We start from the raw sequence: 24,271 nt of genomic DNA, 5'->3' as shown, positions 1-24,271 counted from the left end.
AAGTCTCTACTCTCATCTCGTCCACTTACAGCAAGGAGAGGTTATGAGTCAGCTTAATCAGTTTAATCAACCCGTTGGTGATGCATTACCCGACTGGCAACCGCGTTCTCATCCGGCACGTGTGGTGCTTGAAGGCGCCTGGTGTCGCCTGGAGCCCCTGGCCGTTCATCATGCTGATGCGCTGTTTGCCGCCCACCAGCTTGCCGCCGATACGCGCAGCTGGACATGGCTGCTGCGCGAACCCGACAGCTGTGTGGACGATTTTCGCCAGTGGGTCGCCAGCGTGGAAAATCTCAGCGATCCTATCCATTTTGCGGTGATTGATAAAAGTACCGATAAGCCGGTAGGCTCACTGTCGCTAATGCGCATTGATGCCAGTAATGGCGTGGTGGAGGTTGGGCACGTGCACTTTTCGCCGCTGCTTAGCCGCACACCGATGTCAACGGAAGCCCAGTGGCTACTGATGTGCTACGCCTTTGATACGCTCGGGTACCGTCGCTACGAATGGAAATGTAATAGTCTGAATGAACCGTCGCGCAATGCTGCATTGCGTTTAGGTTTTCAGTTTGAAGGGCGCTTTCGTCAGGCGCTGGTGATTAAGGGGCATAACCGCGATACGGACTGGTTTTCGATTCTGGATAGCGAATGGCCTGCGCTTGATACGGCGTTTCGTCACTGGCTTGCCGCCGACAACTTCGATGCCGACGGCAAGCAGCGAAAAACCCTGGAACAGTGGCGCAATAATGGAAAAAATTAACGTCTTTTTTTACGACCCTGCACCGCTTTAAAACGCGGATTGGTTTTGCAAATGACATACAGCCGCCCTTTGCGCTTCACAATCTGGCAGTCCGGGTGGCGTTGTTTTGCACTGCGTAATGAATTCAGTACCTGCATTACTGGCCTCTCACATCAAGAAAACGGCCAAAGCGCTGACGGAATTTCGCGGCGCTACCTTCGCTGGAAAACGACTTCTGTTTCCCGGTATAAAACGGATGCGACTTTGCAGAAACCTCAAGAGTGACATAGGGATATGTCTCTCCTTCAAGCTCAATTTCGCGATCGGTCTTGATGGTCGAACCGACTTTAAAATACTCATTGGCGCTGGTGTCGTGGAAGACCACGGTACGGTAATGCGGATGAATATTGGTTTTCATAACGCCCTCATCTTGTATGTTATAACATAACAATATGCTAAGGCATTATTCCGCAGCGATCAACCATTCGCTTATCAGGGTTATTGCCTTATCTCTTTTTCGCAAAAGCTCAGCACCCCGCAGCGGCATAAAATAGAAAATATCGTTATTGGTGACGCGTCATCGAATCAGGCACGCTGGCGCTATCTCATCTCATCAGGAGCGATCATCATGCGTTGTTGTTGTTATCCCTTCACTCATAAAAATGCCCTTTTCCCCCAGCACTCTGGAGATAACAATGAGCCTGACGACACTGCCCGTTCTCAATCTGGCGCACTATCACTCTGCCGCTGAACGCGATGTTTTTCTTGAACAATTGCGTCACGCCGCACGCGACGTAGGGTTCTTTTACCTAACGCATCACGGCATCGATGACACCCTTTCGCAGCAACTCCAGCATCAGGCCCGACGGTTCTTTGCCCTGCCAGACGCACAAAAACAGCAGGTGGCGATGGTCCACTCCCCGCATTTTCGCGGTTACAACCGCAGCGCTGCGGAACTGACACGCGGCCAGCCCGACTGGCGCGAGCAGTTTGATATTGGCGCGGAGCGTCAGGCGTTGCATCTGAATGCGGACGATCCGCGCTGGCTGCGCTTACAGGGGCCCAATCTGTGGCCGCAGGCGCTGCCCACGCTGAAACCGGTACTTCTGGCGTGGCAACGTGCGATGACGGAGATGGCAATGACGCTGCTGCGCGCATTCGCACAAGCGCTGCAACTGCCTGCGCATGCCTTTGATACGTTGTATGGCGACAAGCCTAACGAACATATCAAGCTGATTCGCTATCCGGGCCAGCAGGAGACGCAAAGCAGCACCCAGGGCGTAGGCGCGCACAAAGATTCCGGCTTCCTCAGTTTCCTGTTGCAGGACCAACAAAAAGGGTTGCAGGTCGAGGTGCGTGAAGGTGAGTGGATCGACGCCGCACCGCTACCGGGCAGTTTTGTCGTCAACATTGGCGAATTACTCGAGCTGGCGACCAATGGGTATCTGCGCGCGACCGTGCACCGCGTAGTTTCCCCTCCCGCCCATCAAGACCGCCTGTCGATCGCCTTCTTCCTCGGTGCCCAACTGGATGCGGTCGTCCCCGTCTACGATTTGCCGGAAGCACTGGCGCGAGAAGCGCATGGGCCGCAAAGCGACCCGCACAATCCGCTGCTGCGCGATGTGGGCTGGAACTACTTAAAAGGCCGCCTGCGTTCGCATCCGGACGTCGCGAAACGTCATTATTCCGATGTGCTTCGCGCTCGCAGCGAACAACTTATCGCCTGAAAACAATAATAAAGGAATCACACCATGAAAAATGCTGCATTCAAACTGGCAGGTATCGCGCTCTCTCTTTCTCTGGCCTGGAGTGCAGGTGCCGCACCGCTGCGCATCGCGGCGGACCCGGTTCCGCACGCGGAAATCCTCAACTTTATTAAAAAACAGGACCCGTCACTCGACCTGCAGGTGGTGGAACTCACCAGCGGGGTCAACGCCAACGAGCTGCTGGCAAACGGCGATGTGGATGCGAACTACTTCCAGCACGTGCCTTATCTGAAAGACCAGGAAAAAGCATTAGGAAAAACCTTCGCCGTGGCGGCAACGGTGCATATAGAACCGCTGGGCATTTATTCTCACAAGCATAAGGATCTGAAATCGCTGCCGGAAGGCGCGACCATCGCCGTGCCGAATAACACCACCAACTTAAGCCGCGCGCTGTTCCTGCTGCAAAGTAAAGGGCTGATTAAACTCGATAGCAAATTCAGCGATCCGGCGAGTACGCTCGCGACGCCGAAAGACATCGTCGAGAATCCCCATAATGTGAAGATCCTGGAGATCGAATCGCCGCAGATCCCGCGGTCGCTGGACGACGTGGATCTCGCCGTGATTAACGGCAACTACGCGCTGGAGGCCGGTTTAACGCCAGCGAAAGATGCGCTGGGGCTGGAAAGCGCGACCCATAATCCGTACGCCAATATTCTGGTGACTAACCCGCAGCTCGCCAACGATCCGCGCATTAAAGAGCTGGCGAAAGATCTGACCTCACCGCAGGTTGCGGAATTTATCCGCCAGCACTACAACGGTTCGGTGATCCCGGTCAGTGCGCCTCAGTCATGATTACGCTCGACGGGCTGAGTAAACAGTACGCCGGAACAGGCCGACCGGCGCTTAACAACGTCTCGCTTCACGTTCCGAAAGGGGCCATTTACGGTATCCTCGGGCGGAGTGGCGCGGGGAAAAGCACGCTGATTCGTTGCCTGAATTTACTGGAGCGGCCCACGGCGGGCCGCATTCTGTTCAACGGCGAAGATATCTTGCGGTTCAATAAACCCCAACTTCGGGCGCACCGCCTGCGCACGGGCATGATTTTTCAACACTTTAATCTGCTTCATGCGCGTACGGTGGCGGACAACATCGCCGTTCCGCTGGAAATCGCGGGCGTGGCGAAAGCAGAACGTCAGCAACGTATTGAAGAACTGCTGTTTTTAGTCGGGCTGGCGGATAAAGCGCAGGCATTTCCCTCACAGCTTTCGGGCGGCCAGAAGCAGCGCGTCGGCATTGCCCGCGCGCTGGCGGCGAAGCCGGATGTGCTGCTTTGCGATGAAGCCACCAGCGCGCTGGACGCCGAAACCACTGCCTCGGTGTTAACGCTGCTCGACACCATCAATCGTCAGCTTGGGCTGACGATTGTCCTCATCACCCATCAACTGGAAGTGGTGAAAAACCTCTGCGACCACGCAGCATTGCTGGAAAACGGTGAATTGCAGGAGAGCGGAAAAATTGCTGACCTGCTGGTATCGCCCTGGTCGCGCCTGCGCGAAATGCTGTTAGGCGATGCCGATGAAGAGCGTCGCTTTCTGGCTCGTCACGGTATCAACGGGAGGCCTTTATGCGTGGTCGCATGAGCTGGGACGATCTTTGGCCCATTCTCCTCAACGGCACGCTGGAGACGCTGTATATGGTGGGTCTGGCGGCGCTGTTTACGGTACTGATCGGCCTGCCATTAGGCGTGCTGCTGTTTATTTCCCGCCGCCACGGGCTGGTACCGATGCCGCGTTTAAATGCGCTACTTGGCGCATTGGTCAATACCGGACGCTCGCTGCCGTTCATTGTGCTACTGATTGCGCTGATCCCATTCACCCGATTACTGATTGGCACAACGCTCGGCAGCACGGCAGCGATTGTCCCCATCACCCTTGGCGCCTTTCCCTTCTTTGCACGGCTCACTGAAAATGCGCTGGATGAAGTCGATTCCGGGCGAATTGAGGCGGTGCTCTCAATGGGCGGCAACACCTGGCACGTGATCAGCAAAGCGCTGCTACCGGAAGCGCTGCCGGCCCTGCTGGCGGGGATCACCTTAACGGTGGTGATGCTGATTGGTTTTTCATCGATGGCGGGCGTGATTGGCGGCGGTGGTCTGGGCGATTTAGCCATTCGTTACGGCTATCAGCGTTTTAACGATCAAATCATGGTCGCGACGGTCGTGACGCTGGTCATTATGGTGCAGGGCGTGCAGATGATCGGCGATCGTCTGGTGCGTGCACTGGCACATCGACGATAATTTGCGCAATCAATCTCAGAATAACCCTATTGTTTAATAAGCTTATTATTTTGATGGGATATACTTGTCGTACTTTGCCACATTAAGGACAACGCTGTGACAACACGACATCTGGTGGGTCTGGTGACGGGCGTGCTCATTTTGGCGATATTTTTGCCGATTTTACTGAGCATCTGGCTGGCTCATCGAGAAGCGGACGCCCAGTTCAGGGATGAACAGGAACTCTATGCTTCTCGCGTGATGGCGCGCACGCTGCAGGTGCTGGATCAAGCGAAAGCCGCGCTTGTCCAGATTGACGCCTCTCCTACTCCTGGCGCTATGTTCAGGAAGTGCTTTATCTCAAGGGCTCAACGCCGATATGTTCCTCGCTGGAGGTGCAAAGCGCCCCCGTCACTTACCCGGAACCCGATCGCGTGACAACCGATGGCTACCGAACCTGGTTTACCGCGAAGAACGATCTTGGCCTTGACCATCACATGATTGCTATTGCCAGTAAGCAGCATATGGTGATTATTGACCCCCTCTCCTTTATCGACGTTATTCCCTCTGAACTCAGCAATATTCAGTCAGCGCTTTTGGGCACGGTAAGAGACCGCGTGCTGGCAAGCAGCCAGCCTATTGATATTGCGGTGTTCAAACGTATGCAAAAAGAGGGGCTGGAGACCCTGACGGTCAATAACACGATTTACACCGTTCGGCATTATCCCGAGCTTGATCTGGCCGTGGTCACCTGGTCGCCGGTCCAACCGAAAGTCGCCAGTTGGCATCATCAACTGCTTATCTGGTTACCGATTGGCATCTTAATCAGTTTACTGGCCGCCTGGTTTATTATGCGCCTGTTACGACGCCTGCAATCTCCCCATCACCGCATGCTGGACGCCTTAAATGAATCGGCCATTACCGTTCACTATCAGCCGATTGTTTCGCTAAAAAGCGGGCGAATCGTTGGGGCTGAAGCACTGGCGCGCTGGCAGCAAACTGATGGCAGCTATTTATCGCCGGAGATCTTTATTCCACTCGCCGAACAAACCGGGCTTATCACCCGACTCACGGAAACGGTGGTAAAAAACGTATTCCACGATTTGGGGAAATGGCTCCATGTTCATCCGGAACTCCATATCTCCATTAATCTCTCGGTTGAGGATCTCCGTTCTGCAACGCTCCCTGAGCTATTAAGACAGCAGCTCAACCACAGCCAGGTGAGGCCCTCGCAAATTGCCCTGGAATTAACCGAGCGCGGTTTTGCCGACCCAACCACCACGCTGCCTGCCATCGCGAGCTATCGCAAAGCAGGGCACGCGATTTATATCGATGATTTTGGTACCGGATATTCCAGCCTGCGTTATCTGCAGGACCTGGAAGTCGATACCCTGAAAATCGATAAATCGTTTGTGGATGCCCTGGAATACCAGCAGGTCACGCCGCATATCATCGAAATGGCGAAAAGCCTGAAGCTGGATGTGGTGGCCGAAGGGATCGAAAATGCCTGCCAACAGGAGTGGCTGTACCAGCACGGCGTGCATTACGGCCAGGGTTGGCTGTACAGCAAAGCGCTGCCAAAAACCGATTTTATTATCTGGGCCGAGGAGAATTTGCGCTCGCACTAAGGGCTATGCTTAAGGTAAAGCCAACGAGAAGGAGAGCGCGATGAACAAGCAAAACTGGCCTCTGGAAGACGTGCGTCACTGGCTGGAGCCCGGTCCGGTGGTGCTGGTCAGCAGCCACTGGCAGGGCAAAAACAACATTATGACGCTGGGCTGGCACACCATTCTTGAGTTTTCGCCCTCGCTGGTGGGGTTGATGATTTCTGCCGGCAACGTCAGCTATTCCTTAATCCGCCAGAGCGGCGAATGTGTGATTAATCTGCCCGACGCCAGCATGGCCGATATCGTCTCCGGCATCGGCAACTGTCGCGGCGACAGCACCGATAAATTCGCCCATTTTGATCTTACGGCAGAAAAAAGCGTGCAGGTCGCTGCGCCGGGCATTGCGGAATGCCACGCCAGCTTTGAGTGTCGTTTGTATGATGATGCACTGGTCGAACGCTACAACTTCTTTATTTTTGAAGTGGTCGCCGCGCGCGTGAAGCCCGAGCCAGAATGGCCGCAAACGCTGCATTATACCGGCGGCGGGATTTTTCGCGGTGACGGCGAGGTAATTGACCGCCACCGCTTGTTTACCAAAGTCTCCTGACATGCGTCTGGCTGGCGGCACGCCGCACAGCCAGCCTGGCTACTCGTCGACGATGGGCAGGAAACCACCGTAGATCATGCGTCGTCCGTCAAACGGCATCGATTCCCCCAGCGCCTTCATGCGCGGGTCGTTCATCATTTTCTCATTTGCCGCATCGCGAACATCTTTGGAAGGGTATTCAATCCAGCTGAAGACCACCTCTTCGTGCTCTTCGGCCTGCACCGCCATGCGAAAATCGGTCAGATTGCCGTTAGGCACATCATCCGCCCAGCATTCGACAATGCGGGTTGCGCCGAACTCTTTAAACAGCGGCGCGGCTTTTGCGGCCATCTCGCGGTATGCCTCCTTATTTTCCGCGGGAACAGCAACAACAAAACCATCAACATACTTCATCAGGTAAACCTCCGAAGTGACAGCGCAGCCAGAAAACCTGGCTGCGTCTGGTGATAAGTTTAGTTCTGCTGCCAGCTAAACGCGTAGCGCACCCGCCGCGCCTGGAGCAAAAACTCCGGCGATACGCTGGGGCTCCATGAATCATCACCGCCGACGCCCATATGGAAAGCATCGAGATTCAGCCAGCAGCCGGGCTCTTCGCGTAGCTGGTGATGATGGCTGGTTTCATGCAGCTGCTGCTGGCTGTAGCGGCTCAGGCCAAAGTGGAAATGGCCCTGCCAGCGATGGCGACCGTAATCCAGTTGCCGGGTATCGCAGCGCAGCCCATTCTCGCTCGGGAATATATAGGGCGTGTGCAGCTGAGAAAACGGTAGCGTCCAGCGGCCCTGACGGGCGGCAAGCTGGCGATCGGGATAGTTTTCATGCGGCCCCAGGCCCAGCCAGCTTACCTGCGCTTCAACAGCGGTAAGCTGACAACTGAGGCCAATACGCGCCGGTTCGGGAATATCGCGGGCAACCTCAACCTCAACATCACCGTGCAGTACGCCCTGCGCATCTATCTGCCAGCGTTTGTGGCTGATAAACAGTACGTTGCCCTGATATTCCCACACATGCTGCGTTTCAACGCTTACCGCCTGAGCCTGTTGTTCCGCCCGACACAGCACGCAGCGCGACGTCATCGCGTACATCCCAGCCGCTTTCCAGCGCTCTACCCACGCATTCGGGTCGATGCGCGTCACTTCGCTGACGCCGATATCGTTATCGAGCGGCGCGCGGGTGAAATTATCGCTGACCGGGGTCAGCAAACTTTCTTCTCCATCGCGCCACCACTGGCTCAGACACCCGCTGGCCCGATCGAACGTCCAGCGCTGTTGGCCGTGAATGACGTCAAACGCGGTTTCGCTAGTTGCCAGCTGGGGTGCAAAGCCCGCCGGGGGTACTTCTGGCAGCGCAAGCGGTGACGGCTGTCGCCACTGATCCCACGCGCATAAGTGTTCAGCTGGCGACCAGGCGGTGGCATCCTGCTGATGCACCGCCACGTTGAGCCAGCTTTCGCCGCTCGGTAACGTCGGAATGGAAAGCGTGATCCGCTGGGTGCCCTGCGGCGGGATATCCAGCGTCTCTTCCCCTTGTGCAATCACCTCACCCTCGCACGTGAGCGACCAGCGCAGCTGCTCGTTATCCGTCTGGCGGAAAAGATACTCACTGGTCACCTCAATCACGCACGGCGCGGTACTCACCTGGCGGAACTGGAAAAATTGCTGCGCGCGCTGGGCTTCATACAGCGCCGGATGCGGTGTGCGATCCGGAAAAACCAGCCCGTTCATACAGAACTGGCGATCGTTTGGCGTATCGCCAAAATCGCCGCCGTAAGCCCAGAATGGCTGGCCATTTTCATCGGTTTTGGTCAGCGCCTGATCGACCCAATCCCAGACAAAACCCCCCTGCAAACGCGGATGCATACGAAACGCCTGCCAGTATTTGGCGAAGCCGCCAAAGCTGTTGCCCATCGCGTGGGCGTATTCGCACAGGATCAGCGGACGCGTCTCATCCGGCAGGCCGATCCACTTTTTAATCGACCACTTCGGCACCGCCGGGAAGGGTTGATCCTGATCGACGCGCGCGTACATTGGGCACACGATATCGGTCGCCGCACTATTCGCCCCGCCGCCTTCGTACTGTACCGGGCGAGAAGGATCGACACTCTTCAGCCAGCGGTAAAGCGCATCATGATTCGCGCCATGCCCGGATTCATTGCCCAGCGACCAGATAATGATCGACGGATGGTTGCGATCGCGGGCCACCATCCGGGTTACGCGCTCGCTCATGGCGGGCAACCAAAGCGGATCGTCCGCCAGACGGCTCATCGGCACCATCCCGTGGGTTTCGATATTGGCTTCATCGACAACGTACAGGCCGTACTGGTCACAAAGCCGGTACCACAGCGGATGATTAGGGTAGTGAGAGCAACGCACCGCATTAAAGTTATGCAGCTTCATCAGTTCGATGTCGCGGCGCATTGTGGCTTCATCCACCGCCTGACCCGTTTCCGGGTGATGTTCGTGCCGATTTACGCCGCGAATGAGTAGCGGTTTCCCGTTCACCTTCAGCAAGCCGTTGCTGATTTCGACACGACGGAAACCCACATCGCAGGCTTCGGCTTCAATCAATTTACCGTCCGCGCGATGCAGCGCCACCACCAGCCGATACAGGTTTGGCGTCTCAGCGCTCCACAGCCTGGGCTCATCAACCGGCATCGCCAGCGTCAGACGCTCGGCCCAGCCTCCGCGCTCATCCACCACTGCGCTGCTGGGCGACTGGCTGCATTGGGCGATCTGCCGCTCGCCTTCCCACAGCGTAGCGGTCACCTGCGTTGCCGCAAACGCCCCCTCCAGCGTCACCGCCACATTCAGCATCGCGTGGGTCAATTCGCCATTCAGCGCAGTCGTCACCTGATAATCCGCGATACGCGTCTCAGGCTTATGCAGCAGCGTGACGTCGCGGAAGATACCGCTCATCCGCCACATGTCCTGATCTTCCAGATAGCTGCCGTCGCACCAGCGCAACACCATCACCGCCAGACGGTTCTCGCCCGCATGAAGATACGCGCTGAGATCGAACTCCGCGGGCAATCGGCTATCCTGGGAATAGCCCACCCACTGACCGTTGCACCAAAGATAAAACGCCGAATTGACGCCGTCGAAAATAATGCGCGTCTGCCCCTGCGCCAGCCACTGCGCATCAACCTGAAAAGTACGTGAGTAACAGCCGGTCGGGTTATGTGCAGGCACCGTTGGCGGCGTAACCGGAATCGGATAAGTGACGTTGGTATAGATGGGCGTATCAAAACCCTGCATTTGCCAGTTCGAGGGCACCGGCATGGCGACGGCCTGCGGTAACTCTTCGTTAATCCAGCAATCGGGCACGGCTTCGGGAGAATCGAAAAAGCAAAATTGCCACTCACCGTTCAGCACCAGGCGAGCCGCCGATGCGCTGTCATGCTGCGCGTCGATGCTGCAACGCCAGCTATTAAATGGTGGATGCGCCGCCAGCCGATGCCAGTGGGTAAGCTGCGGATTTTCCCAGTCGCGACGCGCCAGGCATTGTTGCAGCGATAATGAAGAGAGATGCGTCATTTCAACCTCTTTGCGAATAAACAAAATGTTACGCAGAGTGCCGAAACCACCTCTATCAAAATCCGCTTAAACTTCAGGGTTTTCATAGCATTCGGGTCACTCAATCATGCGGCTGAGTGTACCCTGAAGGCGAAAAAGCAAGTGTGAGCGCGGCAATACTCTCAGGAAATTACCGCCGCGCTGCGCGTTCCGCTGGGTTGACGAAACCACGGCAGGCAAAGCTGAATTAATGGGCCGATCGCCAGAGCATACAGCACGGTGCCAACGCCAAATGTTCCGCCCAGCAGTACGCCAATCACCAGTACTGACAGTTCAATCGTGGTACGAATCACCCGCACCGACCAGCCGGTACGCGCGTGCAGCCCGGTCATCAGGCCATCGCGCGGCCCCGCGCCAAAACCGGCGCCGATATACATCCCCGTGGCCAGCGCGTTCACCACGATTGCCGCAGCCAGCAGCGCGCTACGCGCCACCAGAGATTCCAGCGGCGGCAGAATAGCCAGCGTCGCATCGGCGGTCAGCCCCAGCACAATCACGTTACTGACTGTGCCCAGCCCCGGACGCTGGCGCAGAGGGATCCAGAACAGCAGCACCAGCACGCCGGTGGCGATAATCACCAGGCCGATATTCATCGACAGCAGGCTGGCAACGCCGAGATGAAACACGTTCCACGGATCGGCGCCCAGATCCGCACGAACAAACATCGCCGTGGAGACACCGTAAAGAGCCAAACCGATATAAAGCTGGATAAGACGACGGAGCATGATGCACCTCAGAATAAGCGTTCAGAACTTCATCATCGGTGAAAATGGCATTATGATTAATGACCAGTTTTAAAAAAGTGGACTGCATATGACACCGCGACGCTCGGCCACACACTCATTGGTTCGCCTGCTTGGCCACTGGCAGGAGACCAACTCACGCACCCCGCTGTGGCGACAGCTGGCGCAGGCGCTACGTTTGCTGATCCTCGATGGGCGATTACCGCTGGAGAGTCGTTTACCCGGCGAACGTGAGTTTGCCACGGTATTGGGCGTCAGCCGTACCACTATTGCCAGCGCACTGGCGCAGCTGCGTGAGGAAGGTTATCTGCAAAGTCGCCACGGTAGCGGCTCGTGGGTAATGTTACCGGAAGGCCGCCGCGAAATTCCGACCCGCATGTCAGCGCCGCAAGCGCTGGATCTTTCTACCGCCGCGCTGAGCGCAGGCGCTGAAATTCATCAGGCCTACAGCCATGCATTAACCATGTTGCCGGGCTATCTGCACCACACGGGTTATGACCAGCATGGTCTGATGGTGCTACGGGAAGCCATTGCGCGTCGCTACTGCGCACGCGGCCTGCCGACAAAAGCGGAAGAGATAATGCTGGTAAACGGCGCGCTCAGCGGGCTGGCGCTGGTATTGCGCGCAATGACCGGGCTGGGCGATCGCGTGGTGGTTGAGAATCCCACTTACCCATTAGCGATTGCCGCGATTCAGGGCGCATCCTGCCGCCCCGTAGGTTTATCTTTACCCACGCAGGGCTGGGATACCGACGGTCTGGCGGCCATAATCGCGCAAACCGCGCCGCGTCTGGCGTGGCTGATGCCCGATTTTCACAATCCCACCGGTCGCTGCATGGACCACGACACACGACAGATTGTCGCCGATCTTAGTGCTCGCACGCGCACCACGCTGGTGGTAGACGAAACGATGGTCGATTTATGGTACAACGCCCCGCCTCCCCCGCCGCTGGCGGCATTCAATGCCGATGCACCGGTGATTACCATCGGCTCTGCCGGGAAAAGTTTCTGGGGTGGGTTACGTTTAGGGTGGGTTCGGGCCTCAACACGCACGCTCGCGTCGCTGATTCAGGCGCGCGATACGCTCGATCTCGGCTCACCGCTGCTGGAACAGTTAGCGGCGCTGTGGTTACTGGAAAATAGCGATCATTTATTGCCTGCCAGAAGAGCAATGCTGGCGCAACGTCGCGACATGTGTGCCGCACTGATGCAGGATTATTTTCCGGCGTGGCGCTTTACCCAGCCTGAAGGCGGCCTCTCTTTCTGGGTTGAGCTGCCCGAGATGCTGGCCACGCAGTTTGCTGCCCGGGCGGAAAGCGTGGGAATACATCTGGGCACAGGCACGCGCTTCGGGCTGGCGGGCGCGTTTGAACGCAACCTGCGCCTGCCTTTTACGCTGCCGGATGAAACATTGCGTAATGCCTTTGAATTATTACAGCCACTCTGGCAAACACTTGCCGGGCAGCAGAATACCAATCGCTTACGCAAAATTATATAACCAGCTTTTACGATCCTGTCGATATTAATGCTGTGGCGGGATCGGGAAGCCCTTAAGGGAAATAATAAAATTATCGCCCTCTTTTTTTATTTTTGCCCCGGTATCGCACCAGTCCGAGGCAATACGAAAGAATTCATCACTGCCGACATTCCAGTTCAGACGGACATGTTTAGCATACCCCGAGCGTAGCAGCTCGCAGGCTTCGGTGTAGTTACAGGCGACAGAAGGTTGTTGTTTCATTTTTTCTTCTTCAGAAGTTTACGTAATGCTTTGATTTCTTTCGGCGTAAAAGCGGAAGTGTCCTCTTCCGTATGTTGACTGTCCACGTCATGTCCGGTTACACCAGCCTCTTCGGTGGCAAACGCCTGTGCGATGAGTCGCTGCGTTGCCACACTTAAATTAAGGTCGTTATCCTGCGCATAGTGGCGAAGCTTTTCTTTTAACGTCTCGTCGATTTTTACATTCAAAACGGCGCTGGTCATTTTTAACATTTCCCCTGTAAAAGTTATTATCACTAATACAGGAAATTAAATAACCGATCCACAAATATATTTATGAGTGCAAATGTGAAAATATACCCCAATAATAAAGTAATGAGGTTTTATGACAGAAGAATGACAAGCATATGACGATATTATGAAAACAAAGGAAATAACCCTTAAAATAAAAAGGGAAATAAGAGACGTTGAGATTGGGGAGCAGAAATGGGTGGGGGCCCTGCCAGCTACATCCCGGCACACGCGTCATCTGCCCTGGCTGCTTCCTTCCGGACCTGACCTGGTGAACAGAGTAGCGTTGCGGGAGAACCAACAGAGCCCCCATTGAGAGCGTTAGTTACCTAACGCGCTGGCGCATTATCCCTGCTGCGCCATGCAATTGCAAGCCATCTGCGGTTACCTGCTGGATTCTTGCGCAATCGCCCCTTCACAGCACGCAGGTTGCTGATTATGCTGGACGCTGGTTTATCAGGAACAGACTATGGACGCATTCGATTCCTTTCCCCAGCGAGTCTGGCAAATTGTCGCCTCGATTCCCGAGGGCTTTGTCACCACCTACGGTGATGTGGCACGTCTGGCGGGTTCGCCGCGCGCAGCACGGCAGGTTGGCGGCGTATTAAAGCGTCTGCCGGAAGGTTCTACTCTCCCCTGGCATCGGGTGGTGAATCGTCATGGCACGATTTCCCTTACCGGCCCTGATTTACAGCGTCAGCGTCAGGCGCTGCTCGCCGAGGGCGTGCAGGTATCAGGCGGCGGGAAGATTGATTTGCAGAAGTATCGCTGGATCTACTAAAAAAATGCCCTCACGAGGAGGGCATTGAAAGACTTATGGGATTTGCGTCGGCGCCGGGTCCGAAGAAGACGGATTAACCTGGGTCGGCGACGTTGATGGCACGGTCGTTGCCGCTCCACCGCTCTGCTGCATCGGCACGGCCGTCTGCTGTACCGGAACCAGCGTCAGGTCAGCTTTGGTGCCGCCCTGGTTGATAATCGGCTGCACGGTATCAGTAATAAAGATCAGCTTATCATTCAGCGTAATGGCTGCGCTCAACAGAATACGGGCATTAGGCTGAATGTCCGCCGGGTTGAACGGCAGCACAAAGCTAAACGGTGCCTGTTTCCCTTCGGTGCGCGTCACTTTCTGGGCGATAACTTTGGACGGCGCATCCGCGAGCGACGCATCAGAAACGGTAACGGTCAGCACCGCATCCGGTGGCAGAGCTACTTTCTGACGGATCCATACAGTACCCGTGACACTCGGCTGCTGAATCGCCGCTTGCGTCGCACCCGCAGCACTCGGATTCGGCGCCGGGGTCTGGATGTCAGCACTCTTATCTGCACAGGCAGACAGGGCGACGGCGATGGCTATTCCACTTAACATTGGCACGATTTTCATTGCGTTCTCCTTTTCGCTCATGCATCCGCAGGATTTTTTCCTGCCAGAGCGACCATTCATAAACAGTCATAACGGGTTAAGTGTGGCACAGATCTCCTTTTTTTTCCTGCAAACTGCCCTTTATTCAGACTTTTGCACCCATCGGACCAGCTGCAAAACTGCGTTATACTGTGCTAATCCCTCGCCGCGGCGATGATAAAAATTATTGAGGAAATTTATGAGTCAGGCGCTATCTAACTTACTGGCATTGTTGAATCTGGAAAAAATCGAAGAAGGATTATTCCGCGGGCAGAGCGAAGATTTGGGGCTGCGTCAGGTATTTGGCGGCCAGGTTGTGGGTCAGGCTCTTTATGCCGCAAAAGAAACGGTTCCCGTTGAGCGCCTGATTCACTCATTCCACAGTTACTTCCTGCGCCCTGGCGACAGCCTGAAGCCGATTGTCTATGACGTCGAAGTGCTGCGCGACGGTAACAGCTTCAGCGCTCGCCGCGTGTCGGCGATTCAGAACGGTAAACCCATTTTCTATATGACCGCGTCATTCCAGGCGCCAGAACCGGGCTACGAGCATCAGAAAACCATGCCCGATGCCCCCGCGCCGGAGAGCCTGCCGTCAGAAACCGATATCGCCCGTTCACTGGAACATCTGTTGCCGCAGGTGCTAAAAGATAAATTCCTCTGCGAGCGCCCGCTGGAGATTCGCCCGGTTGAGTTCCACAACCCGCTGAAGGGCCACGTCGCGGAGCCAAAACGTCAGGTCTGGCTGCGTGCTAACGGGACGGTGCCGGATGATTTACGCGTACATCAGAATCTGCTGGGCTATGCGTCCGATCTCAACTTCCTGCCGGTCGCGCTTCAGCCACACGGCATTGGTTTCCTGGAAAAAGGGATGCAGGTCGCGACAATTGACCATTCCATGTGGTTCCACCGTCCGTTTAATCTGAATGAGTGGCTGCTGTACAGCGTGGAAAGTACGTCCGCCTCCAGCGCACGTGGCTTTGTGCGCGGCGAGTTCTATTCTCAGGATGGCGTACTTGTGGCATCGACGGTACAGGAAGGCGTGATGCGTAATCGCGGATAAGATTACGTTTGAAAGCAAAAAAGCCTCCGCAAGCGGAGGCTTTTTTTGTTAGCACTGATTAGGCGTTGTACGCATTTTCGCCGTGGCTGTTGACGTCCAGCCCTTCGCGCTCCTGCTCTTCCGGAACGCGCAGGCCCACAGTGAGGTCTGCCACTTTGTAGCCAACGAATGCCACAATGCCCGACCAGACAATGGTGATGGCGATGCTTTCCAGCTGTACCAGCACCTGATGGCCCATGGTGACGCCTTCCGCATAACCCACGCCGCCGAAGGAGGTAGAGGCAAAGATACCGGTCAGGATACAACCCACGATGCCACACACGCCGTGAACGCCGAAGACATCGCAAGGATCATCCACACGCAACCAGCGTTTCAGGATGGTGACGCCCCACAGCCCGGCCAGACCCGCAACGATACCGAGGATCAACGCGCCGCCGACACCGATAAATCCACACGCAGGTGTAATGCCCACCAGGCCTGCAATCGCCCCGGAACACGCGCCCAGCAGCGACGGTTTACCGCGCAGCGCCCACTCACCGAATACCCAGCCCAGAATCGCAGCCGCGGTTGCCACTACGGTGTTCACGAAAGCCAGACCGGCAATTTCATTCGCCGCACTCGCTGAACCGGCGTTGAAGCCAAACCAGCCGAAGTAAAGGATGGCAGTCCCGATAAACACCATCGGCAGGTTGTGCGGTTTGAACGCTTCTTTGCCAAAGCCGACACGTTTGCCAATCAGATACGCCCCGACGAGACCCGCAACCGCCGCGTTAATGTGTACAACCGTACCACCCGCGAAGTCCAGCGCGCCGTGCGAGCCCAACAGACCGCCGCCCCACACCATGTGCGCAATCGGAATATAGGAGAGCGTCAGCCAGATAACCACGAAAATCAGCACCGCTGAGAAGCGAATACGTTCCGCCAGCGCGCCGACAATCAGCCCTACGGTGATGCAGGCGAACGAGCCCTGGAAAGCAACGTGAATATACTGATAAAACGTGCCCATCGGCGCGGTTATCGCAATACCTTTCAGCATCACCCAGTCAAAGTTACCGAAGAAGCTGCCGCCGGTACCGAAGGCCAGCGTGTAGCCGTAAACCACCCACAACACGCAGACCAGCGCGAACGTCACTGCCACCTGTGTCAGCATAGAGAGAACGTTTTTCCCACGAATCAGGCCACCGTAAAACAGGGCAATTCCCGGAATGGTCATAAACAGCACCAGCGCGGTACAAATCATCATAAAGGCGTTATCGGCTTTATCGATCGTCGCCGGAGCCGCCATCGCCAGGCCCGGCAACAGCGCCAGAGCCGCCAAACCGGTTTTCAATTTTGCTATTTTCATTTTCTCGATCCCTATCACTGTGCGCCAGGAATTACAGTGCCGCTTCGTCGGCTTCGCCGGTACGAATACGAATCACACGTTGCAGCTCGGCGACGAAAATCTTACCGTCGCCAATTTTTCCGGTGTACGCCGCCTTGCTCACCACATCCACGACTTCATCAAGCTGGTCGTCGGCAATCGCGACGTCAATCTTCACTTTCGGCAGGAAGTTCACGCTGTACTCCGCGCCGCGATACAGCTCGGCATGCCCCTTCTGACGACCGAAGCCCTTCACTTCCGTCACGGTCAGTCCCTGAATACCAATTGAAGACAGCGCTTCGCGGACGTCTTCGAGTTTGAATGGTTTGATTACCACGGTAACCAGCTTCATAGATCCCCTCCAGTCAGAATTCGGTAATGGCTGCTGCTACACGAGATAGATAAAGCAAGGGGCGTGCCAGAAATGAAAATTGAGAAAAATGGGCGGGTAACGGCATGAGGCGAAAGGTCATGCACGCGTTTTAGTAAGAAATGAAACAAAAACGCACCATGCGAGTGCAGGGTGCGTTTTAAAATTGCACGCGCTGGTGCGTCTGTTAGTAAATTGCTTAAAAAAAGTGCATCAGTCCGTTAATGATGGTCAGCTAAGCGCAAAGTTCCGTTCACTTTATGTTTTGCGCAATATGTAACATCTGAGTCAGTGAACGGGCAAAGGGGGGCAACCGCGCCCCCCTTCGCAATTCCAGCGGGGACTCATCGGTTTCAGATACACCGGTTTTTGCTGTTAACGTAAAGGCCGCACCGCTGTTGGTGGCGTCAAAATCGCCGAAGCGTTCCCTGGAGACCGGGGCAGCCCACATGGATGTGGGCTGAGGGCGCGGCTTTACAGGGATGTTACCTCGCGCCCGACCCGAAAGCCGTAAGGGATAAGCTGAGGGAACCGCGAAGCGGCGATTTTTCCGCCGGAGCCTGGGGGTGCAGGGGGCGGCGGCGATTGGCCGCCCCCTGCGTGCTCCCTGCGCCTGCACGATTTATATGGCATGGAGCCAGACAGGAGCGCAACGGGGAGATGCTCTGAAAAGTGAATCGGCCCTTAACTGACCAGCATCACATCAAGCAGTCAGCGTTTCATCCTGTGCACTGGCGGCAAGCTCTTCCCCGGCCAGTTGAAGCTGATACATCTGCCAGTATCGGCCTTTGGCTTCCAGCAGTTGCTGATGCGAGCCCTGCTCCACCGCCTGCCCGCGATGCAGCACCATGATGGTGTCAGCATCGACGATGGTGGAAAGGCGGTGCGCGATCACCACGAGTGTGGTGTGTTCACGCACGGCAGCCAGCGCCTGTTGAATGGCCTGCTCGGTACCGGAATCGATATTGGCGGTGGCTTCATCCAGAATCAGCACCTGCGGGGTATCAACCAGCACGCGCGCCAGCGCCAGCAACTGTTTTTGCCCGACAGAGAGATTGTTCCCCTGCTCGCCCAGCGGCGTATAGATACCATCGCTCAGCCCACGCGCCAGTTCCGCCAGTTGCACCGTTTCCAGCGCCTGCCATACCTGCGCTTCGCTGATATCACGGCCAAGCGTGACGTTCGCGAAGAAAGAGTCCGCCAGGACAACCGGGTCCTGCTGCACCATGGCGACGCCCTGGCGCAGCACCTGATGACTCAAACTGCCAAGCGGACGACCGCCCAGGCGAATTTCACCTGAATTCGGCGGGTAATAGCCCATCAGCAGACTGGCAAGCGTGCTTTTCCCGCTGCCCGTATGCCCCACCAGCGCCACAAAACTGCGCGAGGGAATCGACAGCGAGATATCCTGCAACACCATCCGGTCATCGCGGTAAGCAAAGGAGACGTTATCAATTTCAATGTCGCCGCTTTCCAGCGGACGGGCATCATCGCCGTAGGTCTGGCGCGGCCTGTCCATCAGCTCAAATACGCGCTCCCCGGCGACCACCGCCTGTTGCAGCATTGACTGCTGGGTGGTGAGTTCAATCAGCGGTTCATTGAGACGGCCCAGGTAGCTGATAAACGCATACAGCACACCCACCTCAATCGTGCCCACCGACGTAAAGCCAAACAGCATCAGCAGACCGCACAGTATCAACGTAGAGAAGAGGCTGAGCAGCGGACGCAGCAGGAAGCCATCCAGACGCAGCGTTTGCATACGCGCAAGATAGTGCTGACGGCTATGCTCACCGATGCGTTCGCCAAAGCGTGCCTGCTGACGGAACTGCTGGATCACGCTCATGCCGTTGATCACTTCGTTAAAACCGTCATTGATATCCGCCAGATACGTCCGCACCCGGCGCACGATAGGCGTGCTGTAGCGTTGGTAAATCACCATCACCGTCAGTACTGCCGGGAAGATGCAAACCGCCACCAGCGCCATGCGCCAGTCGAGGCTGAACATCGCCACCAGCATCGCGCCAATCAGCGCGGCGCTGCGCAGCACCGTCGCCACGACGGTGACGTAGAGATCGCGGATCACCTCCGTGTCGTTAGTCACGCGGGAAATCAGTTGCCCGACAGGTTGAGTATCAAATTCACTCAGCGGCTGACGCAGCGCGGCGTCCATCACGTCACTTCGCAACTGTTGTACCACCCCCACCGCCGCGCGATTAAACAGCAGCGATTGGTTATAGTGCAACGTCGCCGCCAGCAGTTGCAGGCCGATATACGCCGCCGCCAGCCCCGCAACGGTGCCCAGCGGCAACGTGTGTTTCGCCACCATGTTATCGATGAAGTAGCTTATCAGCACCGGCCCGGAGACTTCCGCCGCTGCCGCTACCCACAACATCACCACGGCAATAGAGAGCGGTTTGCGCCACGGTGAGCCGTAGGCCAGCAATCTTTTTAATGTCGGCCACAGTTGACCAAAATTACGCATCGGTCACCTCCGACGGTTCTTCATCCAGCGCCGCTTCCAGTTGCTGATAGCGATACATATCACGATACCAACCCGGCTGCGTCACCAGCTGTTCATGCTGCCCGCGCTGGCACAGATGCCCGTGCTGCATCACGATGATTTCACTGGCTTCCGTCAGCGCCGACAGACGATGCGCGCTGATAATCACCGTGCGGCCTTCGCCCCACTGGCGCAGGTTATGCAAAATTTGGTGTTCGGTACGACCGTCCACCGCCGAGAGCGCATCGTCGAGGATCAGGATTTCGGCGTTGAGCAAGAGCGCGCGCGCAATCGAAATGCGCTGCTTCTGCCCACCGGAGAGCATCACCCCACGCTCGCCCACTTCCGTGTCGTAACCCTGCGGCAGACGCAGAATATCCTCATGGACGCTGGCAAGTCGGGCGACGTGTTCAATCTCTTCTTGTGTCGCGCCGGGGCGACCAAGGGCAATATTATTTCCTACGGTATCGGAAAAAAGGAACGGTGTCTGACTGACTACCGCCAGGCGGCTGCGCCAGGCATCCAGTTTGAGTTTTGGCAGGGCGATATCGTGAAAATCGATTTCGCCTTTTTCCACGTCGAAGTGGCGCTGAATCAGCGACAGAATAGTGGATTTGCCGGAGCCCGTTGGGCCGCAAATGCCCAGCATCTGCCCCGGTTGCAGCGTGAAGTGGACTTTCGTCAGCGTCGCTTTTTCCGTTTGCGGATAATGGAACTGGTCAATGGCGACCTTCAGCACGCCGCGCCCGTCCGGCACCGATTCGGTGCCGTCATTGACCACCGGCGCTTCCATCAGCATGGCGCGAATACGGCTGTAGGCGGCGCTGCCGCGCTCGACGATATTAAACATCCACGCCAGCGCCAGCATCGGCCAGATCATTAAGCCAAGATACATCACAAAGCTGGTCAATTGACCGAGCGTCAATGTTCCCTGCATCACCATCCAGCTTCCGCCGCCAATTGCCAGCAGATTTGCCATACCGATGGCGATATAAATCGTCGGGTCAAAACGGGCGTCAATACGCGCCACGCGCATATTCTTCGCCCCGGTATCCGCCGCATCGGCGGCGAACAGCGCCGACTGGCGATCTTCCAGGCCAAAGGCTTTAATCATGCGAATACTGGTCAGGCTCTCTTGTGTGCGGTCGTTCAGGCTGGAGAATGCCGCCTGCGCCAGCTTGAAGCGGTTGTGCAGCATGTCGCCATAGCGCTTAATCGCCAGCGCCATAATCGGCATCGGTAACAGCGCCAGCAGCGTGAGTTGCCAGCTAATTTGCGTGGACATCACAATCAACACCGCGCAGCCCATCACCAGCGAATCGACCAGCGTCAGCACGCCTTCCCCGGCGGCAAAGACGACGCGGTCAACATCGTTGGTGGCGCGCGCCATTAAATCACCGGTGCGGTGACGCAGATAAAATTCCGGGTGCTGGCGGCTTAACTGGCGATAAAAGTCTTCCCGCAGTTCGACCGCGAGTTGGTAGGACGCCCCGAACAGCAGCACGCGCCAGACGTAGCGCAGCAGATAGACCACGATAGCAATCGCCACCATAAGGCCAATCCACATCCAGATGGTCGTCGCGGTGTAGTGTTGTTGGGTGACGCCGTCAACGACGTAGCCCACCACCTTCGGGGGGATCAGTTGAAGAATGGCGATAACCACCAGCAGCGCGACGGCGCCAAGATAGCGACGCCACTCCCGGCGGAAATACCAGCTTAATTGAGCAAATAATCGCACGCAGTAAAATTCCAGAGATAGTGTTATTCGATGGGAAGCGCAGTGGTGTATTTAATCTGTTCCATCGCAAAACTTGAGGTGACGTCCGACAGTCCGGGGACGCGATTCACCAGGCTTTTATAAAAATCATCGTAGCGTTTCATGTCGGCGACCTGTACCCGCATCAGGTAGTCATATTCGCCCGCCATGCGCCAGAAGCCGAGCACCTCGGGCATCTGGCTGACTTCATTCACGAAACGACTATACCATTCACTGCTGTGATGTTGCGTTTTTATCAGCACAAACGCGGTGAGGCCGAGCCCCAGTTTCTCCGCATCCAGCAACGCCACGCGCCCAAGCAAAATGCCATCATCTTCCAGGCGCTTGAGCCGCTTCCAGCAGGGTGTGGTGGTCAGATTAACGGCATCGGCCAGTGCCTGCAAAGAGAGGGTGCAGTCCGTTTGCAGCAGCGAAAGCAGCTTGCGGTCAATTTTATCTAACATCGCCCACCTCAGGAGAAAATTTTTCTCCTGTAAGTCTATTTTAAAGTGGAGATAGCAACAATTTTTTCCGCATCTTTCGCTAAGCTAGGCACAAAATGACAAATGGAAAATCACCATGAACAGCACCTGGGTCAAAAACGCCATTAGCGAAATTAACGCCGATTATCAACGTAGCGCCGACACGCACCTGATTCGTCTGTCGCTGCCGGCGTTTCCCGGCATTCAGCTCTACTTAAAAGATGAAAGCACTCACCCAACCGGCAGCCTGAAACATCGTCTGGCGAGGTCGCTGTTCCTGTATGGCCTGTGCAACGGCTGGATCAAAGAAGGCACGCCCATTATTGAAGCGTCTTCCGGTTCCACCGCCGTGTCGGAAGCCTATTTTGCTCGCCTGCTGGGGCTGCCGTTTATCGCCGTCATGCCGTCGTGCACGGCAAAACGCAAAATCGAACAGATTGAGTTTTACGGCGGACGCTGCCATTTCGTGCAGAGCGCTTGTGAAATTTATGCCGCCTCCGAGACGCTGGCGCGTGAACTTAACGGCCACTATATGGACCAGTTTACTTTCGCCGAACGCGCGACCGACTGGCGCGGAAACAACAACATCGCCGACAGTATCTTCCGCCAGATGAGCCATGAACCTAATCCAATCCCTGACTGGATTGTGATGAGCGCGGGCACCGGCGGTACGTCGGCGACCATCGGCCGCTACATTCGCTGCCAGGGGCATAACACGCAGTTAATGGTGGTCGATCCGCAAAACTCGGTGTTTATGGACTACTGGCAAAGCCGCGACGGCAGCCTGCGCAGCAGCGTTGGCAGTAAAATTGAAGGGATTGGCCGCCCGCGCGTCGAGCCCTCCTTCATTCCTGATGTTGTCGATGACATGCTGCGGGTGCCGGATGCGGCAAGCGTCGCCACCGCACAATGGCTGGAAAGCCAGTTAGGCCGTAAGGTTGGCGCGTCCACTGGCACGAATATGTGGGGCGCGTTGCAGCTGGCAGCGCGGATGCGTAAAGAGGGGCGCAGCGGGTCAATCGTGACGCTGCTGTGCGACAGCGGCGAGCGGTATCTGGAAACCTATTACAATGCAGAATGGGTAAAAGAAAATATCGGCGATCTCGCGCCGTGGCAGGCGGAAATTGAGTGCCTGCTGGCGAGATAAACAAAAAAAGCCGGGCTAATATGCCCGGCTTGCTGGAAAGGTCTCATTATTCGGGGGAATAAGGAAGGTTGGGTTTGTCCAGCCAATGAGTCAAATAGTGGGAGACCGCCTGATTCTGGCAGTGTCCTATAACCGGTAGGTGCGGCAATGCCGCTTTCAGCTGCCCCATCGCGTTGCCCATCACCAGGCCACGCCCGACCAGGCTCAGCATTTCGCGATCGTTCATGGCATCGCCAAACGCCATACATTCCTGCATCGTCAGGCCAAGATGCGCGCTAAGCACCGTCAGCGCCGCGCCCTTGTTGCAGCCAACAGGCAACACTTCCAGACAATCAACTGCCGAAAAACAGAGATGCGCACGTTCGCCCAATGCCTCTTGTAGCTGAATGCTCAGACGCGCAAGATCATCGTGATCGCCGCAGAAACAGATCTTGGTCACCTCGTGGGCCGGGATCTGACGCAGATCGCGCAGCTGATAGTGAAAGCCGCTGTACATATGCGCCTGCAACATTTCGGGGATCGCTTTGCCGGTGAACCAGCCGTTATCGTTGAAAACATGCATGCTGGCGTGGGTTTCCCAGCGGGCATGCAACACTTCATCGGCCACGTCCGGAGAGAGATCGCTGCGATGCATGACATCGCCGTGCAGGGAGTGAACGCGGGTTCCGTTGCCGGTAATCAGGAAAGCGTCGAGCGCCAGTTGATCAATCAGCGGGCGCATTTCAAGCACATGCCGCCCCGTGGCGAAGGTCAGCGTAATGTCGCGTTCACGCAGGCGCTTGAGCGTGGCGATCGTCTCATTACCCAGCCGATGATCGGGCATCAGCAGAGTGCCATCCATATCAAATGCCGCCAGTTTTGCCATTTTATCTCCGCCTGTGATCCCGCTCTCTTGCGTACCAGTATTGCCTGAGATATACGGAAGTAATACTGAATTGTTC

The 24,271-nt window shown here is 56.3% G+C and carries 24 protein-coding genes, 1 other RNA gene and 1 pseudogene; 11 read left to right on the top strand and 15 right to left on the bottom strand.

Annotated elements, in window-relative coordinates; genetic code table 11:
- The first annotated feature begins 43 nt into the window (after window positions 1-43).
- The gene (locus AC1MKH_RS05845; RefSeq protein WP_276222331.1) at window positions 44-757 is read left to right on the top strand and encodes a GNAT family N-acetyltransferase; all 714 of its coding nucleotides are present in this window, start codon (window positions 44-46) and stop codon (window positions 755-757) included.
- On the opposite strand, the gene ykgO is transcribed toward AC1MKH_RS05845, so the two are convergent.
- Both ykgO and AC1MKH_RS05835 read right to left on the bottom strand, forming a co-directional pair.
- Window positions 754-894 (bottom strand): type B 50S ribosomal protein L36, encoded by a 141-nt coding sequence (gene ykgO, locus AC1MKH_RS05840; protein WP_005125190.1) that lies wholly within the window; start codon window positions 892-894, stop codon window positions 754-756. The two genes, AC1MKH_RS05845 and ykgO, sit on opposite strands and share 4 nt — an antisense overlap.
- Window positions 894-1,154, bottom strand: a complete 261-nt coding sequence (locus AC1MKH_RS05835) for a type B 50S ribosomal protein L31 (RefSeq protein ID WP_015965539.1) — start codon at window positions 1,152-1,154, stop codon at window positions 894-896. The genes ykgO and AC1MKH_RS05835 overlap by 1 nt, the downstream gene beginning before the upstream one ends.
- A gap of 277 nt (window positions 1,155-1,431) precedes the next feature.
- On the opposite strand from AC1MKH_RS05835, the gene AC1MKH_RS05830 reads away from it, so the two are divergent.
- The 6 genes and pseudogenes from AC1MKH_RS05830 to AC1MKH_RS05805 all read left to right on the top strand — a co-directional run bounded on the left by AC1MKH_RS05830 (window position 1,432) and on the right by AC1MKH_RS05805 (window position 6,931).
- The gene (locus tag AC1MKH_RS05830) at window positions 1,432-2,463 is read left to right on the top strand and encodes an isopenicillin N synthase family dioxygenase (protein WP_276222330.1); all 1,032 of its coding nucleotides are present in this window, start codon (window positions 1,432-1,434) and stop codon (window positions 2,461-2,463) included.
- Window positions 2,464-2,487: 24 nt separating this feature from the next.
- Window positions 2,488-3,294, top strand: a complete 807-nt coding sequence (locus tag AC1MKH_RS05825) for a MetQ/NlpA family ABC transporter substrate-binding protein (protein WP_276222329.1) — start codon at window positions 2,488-2,490, stop codon at window positions 3,292-3,294.
- Window positions 3,291-4,082 carry a methionine ABC transporter ATP-binding protein gene (locus AC1MKH_RS05820; protein WP_276222328.1) on the top strand — a complete coding sequence of 264 codons (792 nt, stop codon included), beginning with the start codon at window positions 3,291-3,293 and terminating at the stop codon, window positions 4,080-4,082. Before AC1MKH_RS05825 ends, AC1MKH_RS05820 begins: the two co-directional genes overlap by 4 nt.
- Window positions 4,079-4,738 carry a methionine ABC transporter permease gene (locus AC1MKH_RS05815; protein WP_231828370.1) on the top strand — a complete coding sequence of 220 codons (660 nt, stop codon included), beginning with the start codon at window positions 4,079-4,081 and terminating at the stop codon, window positions 4,736-4,738. The genes AC1MKH_RS05820 and AC1MKH_RS05815 overlap by 4 nt, the downstream gene beginning before the upstream one ends.
- A 96-nt stretch (window positions 4,739-4,834) precedes the next feature.
- Window positions 4,835-6,345: pseudogene (locus tag AC1MKH_RS05810) on the top strand (EAL domain-containing protein).
- 40 nt (window positions 6,346-6,385) lie between these two features.
- Window positions 6,386-6,931 (top strand): flavin reductase family protein, encoded by a 546-nt coding sequence (locus tag AC1MKH_RS05805; RefSeq protein ID WP_276222326.1) that lies wholly within the window; start codon window positions 6,386-6,388, stop codon window positions 6,929-6,931.
- A 39-nt stretch (window positions 6,932-6,970) separates the two neighbouring features.
- Here AC1MKH_RS05805 and AC1MKH_RS05800 read toward each other — a convergent pair whose 3' ends face one another.
- The 3 genes from AC1MKH_RS05800 to yczE form a co-directional block, all read right to left on the bottom strand.
- Window positions 6,971-7,324 (bottom strand): DUF1428 domain-containing protein, encoded by a 354-nt coding sequence (locus AC1MKH_RS05800; protein ID WP_113858798.1) that lies wholly within the window; start codon window positions 7,322-7,324, stop codon window positions 6,971-6,973.
- 59 nt (window positions 7,325-7,383) lie between these two features.
- Window positions 7,384-10,461 (bottom strand): beta-galactosidase, encoded by a 3,078-nt coding sequence (locus tag AC1MKH_RS05795; protein ID WP_276222325.1) that lies wholly within the window; start codon window positions 10,459-10,461, stop codon window positions 7,384-7,386.
- Between the two features lie 161 nt (window positions 10,462-10,622).
- Window positions 10,623-11,225, bottom strand: coding sequence for a membrane protein YczE (gene yczE / locus AC1MKH_RS05790; RefSeq protein WP_015965547.1), 603 nt, complete (start codon window positions 11,223-11,225; stop codon window positions 10,623-10,625).
- Between the two features lie 88 nt (window positions 11,226-11,313).
- Between yczE and yczR the strand changes: the two genes are divergently transcribed.
- Window positions 11,314-12,741, top strand: a complete 1,428-nt coding sequence (gene yczR / locus AC1MKH_RS05785) for a MocR-like transcription factor YczR (RefSeq protein ID WP_327621888.1) — start codon at window positions 11,314-11,316, stop codon at window positions 12,739-12,741.
- 24 nt (window positions 12,742-12,765) lie between these two features.
- Here yczR and AC1MKH_RS05780 read toward each other — a convergent pair whose 3' ends face one another.
- The 3 genes from AC1MKH_RS05780 to ffs all read right to left on the bottom strand — a co-directional run bounded on the left by AC1MKH_RS05780 (window position 12,766) and on the right by ffs (window position 13,553).
- The gene (locus AC1MKH_RS05780; RefSeq protein ID WP_015965549.1) at window positions 12,766-12,981 is read right to left on the bottom strand and encodes a hypothetical protein; all 216 of its coding nucleotides are present in this window, start codon (window positions 12,979-12,981) and stop codon (window positions 12,766-12,768) included.
- The gene (locus AC1MKH_RS05775; RefSeq protein WP_276222322.1) at window positions 12,978-13,223 is read right to left on the bottom strand and encodes a hypothetical protein; all 246 of its coding nucleotides are present in this window, start codon (window positions 13,221-13,223) and stop codon (window positions 12,978-12,980) included. Before AC1MKH_RS05775 ends, AC1MKH_RS05780 begins: the two co-directional genes overlap by 4 nt.
- 233 nt (window positions 13,224-13,456) lie before the next feature.
- Window positions 13,457-13,553: signal recognition particle sRNA small type (ffs, locus tag AC1MKH_RS05770), an RNA gene on the bottom strand.
- 166 nt (window positions 13,554-13,719) lie between these two features.
- Between ffs and AC1MKH_RS05765 the strand changes: the two genes are divergently transcribed.
- Window positions 13,720-14,031 carry an MGMT family protein gene (locus AC1MKH_RS05765; RefSeq protein ID WP_149462111.1) on the top strand — a complete coding sequence of 104 codons (312 nt, stop codon included), beginning with the start codon at window positions 13,720-13,722 and terminating at the stop codon, window positions 14,029-14,031.
- 33 nt (window positions 14,032-14,064) lie between these two features.
- On the opposite strand, the gene AC1MKH_RS05760 is transcribed toward AC1MKH_RS05765, so the two are convergent.
- A complete protein-coding gene (locus AC1MKH_RS05760; protein ID WP_276222321.1) occupies window positions 14,065-14,634 on the bottom strand; it encodes a YbaY family lipoprotein in 570 nt (189 codons plus the stop codon).
- 217 nt (window positions 14,635-14,851) lie between these two features.
- On the opposite strand from AC1MKH_RS05760, the gene tesB reads away from it, so the two are divergent.
- Window positions 14,852-15,712, top strand: coding sequence for an acyl-CoA thioesterase II (tesB, locus tag AC1MKH_RS05755; protein ID WP_015965553.1), 861 nt, complete (start codon window positions 14,852-14,854; stop codon window positions 15,710-15,712).
- Between the two features lie 58 nt (window positions 15,713-15,770).
- Here tesB and amtB read toward each other — a convergent pair whose 3' ends face one another.
- The 5 genes from amtB to AC1MKH_RS05730 form a co-directional block, all read right to left on the bottom strand.
- The gene (gene amtB / locus AC1MKH_RS05750; protein ID WP_276222320.1) at window positions 15,771-17,057 is read right to left on the bottom strand and encodes an ammonium transporter AmtB; all 1,287 of its coding nucleotides are present in this window, start codon (window positions 17,055-17,057) and stop codon (window positions 15,771-15,773) included.
- Window positions 17,058-17,088: 31 nt separating this feature from the next.
- Window positions 17,089-17,427: a P-II family nitrogen regulator gene (glnK, locus tag AC1MKH_RS05745; RefSeq protein ID WP_015965555.1), complete on the bottom strand. Its 339-nt coding sequence runs from the start codon at window positions 17,425-17,427 to the stop codon at window positions 17,089-17,091.
- 721 nt (window positions 17,428-18,148) lie between these two features.
- On the bottom strand, window positions 18,149-19,927 hold the full coding sequence (locus tag AC1MKH_RS05740) for a SmdB family multidrug efflux ABC transporter permease/ATP-binding protein (RefSeq protein ID WP_276222319.1): 1,779 nt from the start codon (window positions 19,925-19,927) through the stop codon (window positions 18,149-18,151).
- Window positions 19,920-21,683: a SmdA family multidrug ABC transporter permease/ATP-binding protein gene (locus AC1MKH_RS05735; protein ID WP_276222318.1), complete on the bottom strand. Its 1,764-nt coding sequence runs from the start codon at window positions 21,681-21,683 to the stop codon at window positions 19,920-19,922. The genes AC1MKH_RS05740 and AC1MKH_RS05735 overlap by 8 nt, the downstream gene beginning before the upstream one ends.
- A gap of 23 nt (window positions 21,684-21,706) precedes the next feature.
- Window positions 21,707-22,165 (bottom strand): Lrp/AsnC family transcriptional regulator, encoded by a 459-nt coding sequence (locus AC1MKH_RS05730; protein ID WP_015965558.1) that lies wholly within the window; start codon window positions 22,163-22,165, stop codon window positions 21,707-21,709.
- A 115-nt stretch (window positions 22,166-22,280) separates the two neighbouring features.
- Here AC1MKH_RS05730 and AC1MKH_RS05725 point away from each other — a divergent pair, with 115 nt between their 5' ends.
- Window positions 22,281-23,330, top strand: a complete 1,050-nt coding sequence (locus tag AC1MKH_RS05725; protein ID WP_276222315.1) for a PLP-dependent cysteine synthase family protein — start codon at window positions 22,281-22,283, stop codon at window positions 23,328-23,330.
- Between the two features lie 46 nt (window positions 23,331-23,376).
- On the opposite strand, the gene cof is transcribed toward AC1MKH_RS05725, so the two are convergent.
- Window positions 23,377-24,195, bottom strand: coding sequence for an HMP-PP phosphatase (gene cof, locus AC1MKH_RS05720; protein WP_276222312.1), 819 nt, complete (start codon window positions 24,193-24,195; stop codon window positions 23,377-23,379).
- Window positions 24,196-24,271 lie beyond the last annotated feature (76 nt).

This window comes from Pseudocitrobacter sp. CD920760 (assembly GCF_057782505.1).
The sequence above is the reverse complement of the archived record's forward strand: the minus strand, read 5'-3'. Positions and strand labels throughout refer to the sequence as shown.

Coding starts and splice junctions, on each gene's coding strand:
- AC1MKH_RS05845 (WP_276222331.1), top strand. CDS start 44: ATGAGTCAGCTTAATCAGTTTAATCAACCCGTTGGTGATGCATTACCC.
- ykgO (WP_005125190.1), bottom strand. CDS start 894: ATGCAGGTACTGAATTCATTACGCAGTGCAAAACAACGCCACCCGGAC.
- AC1MKH_RS05835 (WP_015965539.1), bottom strand. CDS start 1,154: ATGAAAACCAATATTCATCCGCATTACCGTACCGTGGTCTTCCACGAC.
- AC1MKH_RS05830 (WP_276222330.1), top strand. CDS start 1,432: ATGAGCCTGACGACACTGCCCGTTCTCAATCTGGCGCACTATCACTCT.
- AC1MKH_RS05825 (WP_276222329.1), top strand. CDS start 2,488: ATGAAAAATGCTGCATTCAAACTGGCAGGTATCGCGCTCTCTCTTTCT.
- AC1MKH_RS05820 (WP_276222328.1), top strand. CDS start 3,291: ATGATTACGCTCGACGGGCTGAGTAAACAGTACGCCGGAACAGGCCGA.
- AC1MKH_RS05815 (WP_231828370.1), top strand. CDS start 4,079: ATGAGCTGGGACGATCTTTGGCCCATTCTCCTCAACGGCACGCTGGAG.
- AC1MKH_RS05805 (WP_276222326.1), top strand. CDS start 6,386: ATGAACAAGCAAAACTGGCCTCTGGAAGACGTGCGTCACTGGCTGGAG.
- AC1MKH_RS05800 (WP_113858798.1), bottom strand. CDS start 7,324: ATGAAGTATGTTGATGGTTTTGTTGTTGCTGTTCCCGCGGAAAATAAG.
- AC1MKH_RS05795 (WP_276222325.1), bottom strand. CDS start 10,461: ATGACGCATCTCTCTTCATTATCGCTGCAACAATGCCTGGCGCGTCGC.
- yczE (WP_015965547.1), bottom strand. CDS start 11,225: ATGCTCCGTCGTCTTATCCAGCTTTATATCGGTTTGGCTCTTTACGGT.
- yczR (WP_327621888.1), top strand. CDS start 11,314: ATGACACCGCGACGCTCGGCCACACACTCATTGGTTCGCCTGCTTGGC.
- AC1MKH_RS05780 (WP_015965549.1), bottom strand. CDS start 12,981: ATGAAACAACAACCTTCTGTCGCCTGTAACTACACCGAAGCCTGCGAG.
- AC1MKH_RS05775 (WP_276222322.1), bottom strand. CDS start 13,223: ATGACCAGCGCCGTTTTGAATGTAAAAATCGACGAGACGTTAAAAGAA.
- AC1MKH_RS05765 (WP_149462111.1), top strand. CDS start 13,720: ATGGACGCATTCGATTCCTTTCCCCAGCGAGTCTGGCAAATTGTCGCC.
- AC1MKH_RS05760 (WP_276222321.1), bottom strand. CDS start 14,634: ATGAAAATCGTGCCAATGTTAAGTGGAATAGCCATCGCCGTCGCCCTG.
- tesB (WP_015965553.1), top strand. CDS start 14,852: ATGAGTCAGGCGCTATCTAACTTACTGGCATTGTTGAATCTGGAAAAA.
- amtB (WP_276222320.1), bottom strand. CDS start 17,057: ATGAAAATAGCAAAATTGAAAACCGGTTTGGCGGCTCTGGCGCTGTTG.
- glnK (WP_015965555.1), bottom strand. CDS start 17,427: ATGAAGCTGGTTACCGTGGTAATCAAACCATTCAAACTCGAAGACGTC.
- AC1MKH_RS05740 (WP_276222319.1), bottom strand. CDS start 19,927: ATGCGTAATTTTGGTCAACTGTGGCCGACATTAAAAAGATTGCTGGCC.
- AC1MKH_RS05730 (WP_015965558.1), bottom strand. CDS start 22,165: ATGTTAGATAAAATTGACCGCAAGCTGCTTTCGCTGCTGCAAACGGAC.
- AC1MKH_RS05725 (WP_276222315.1), top strand. CDS start 22,281: ATGAACAGCACCTGGGTCAAAAACGCCATTAGCGAAATTAACGCCGAT.
- cof (WP_276222312.1), bottom strand. CDS start 24,195: ATGGCAAAACTGGCGGCATTTGATATGGATGGCACTCTGCTGATGCCC.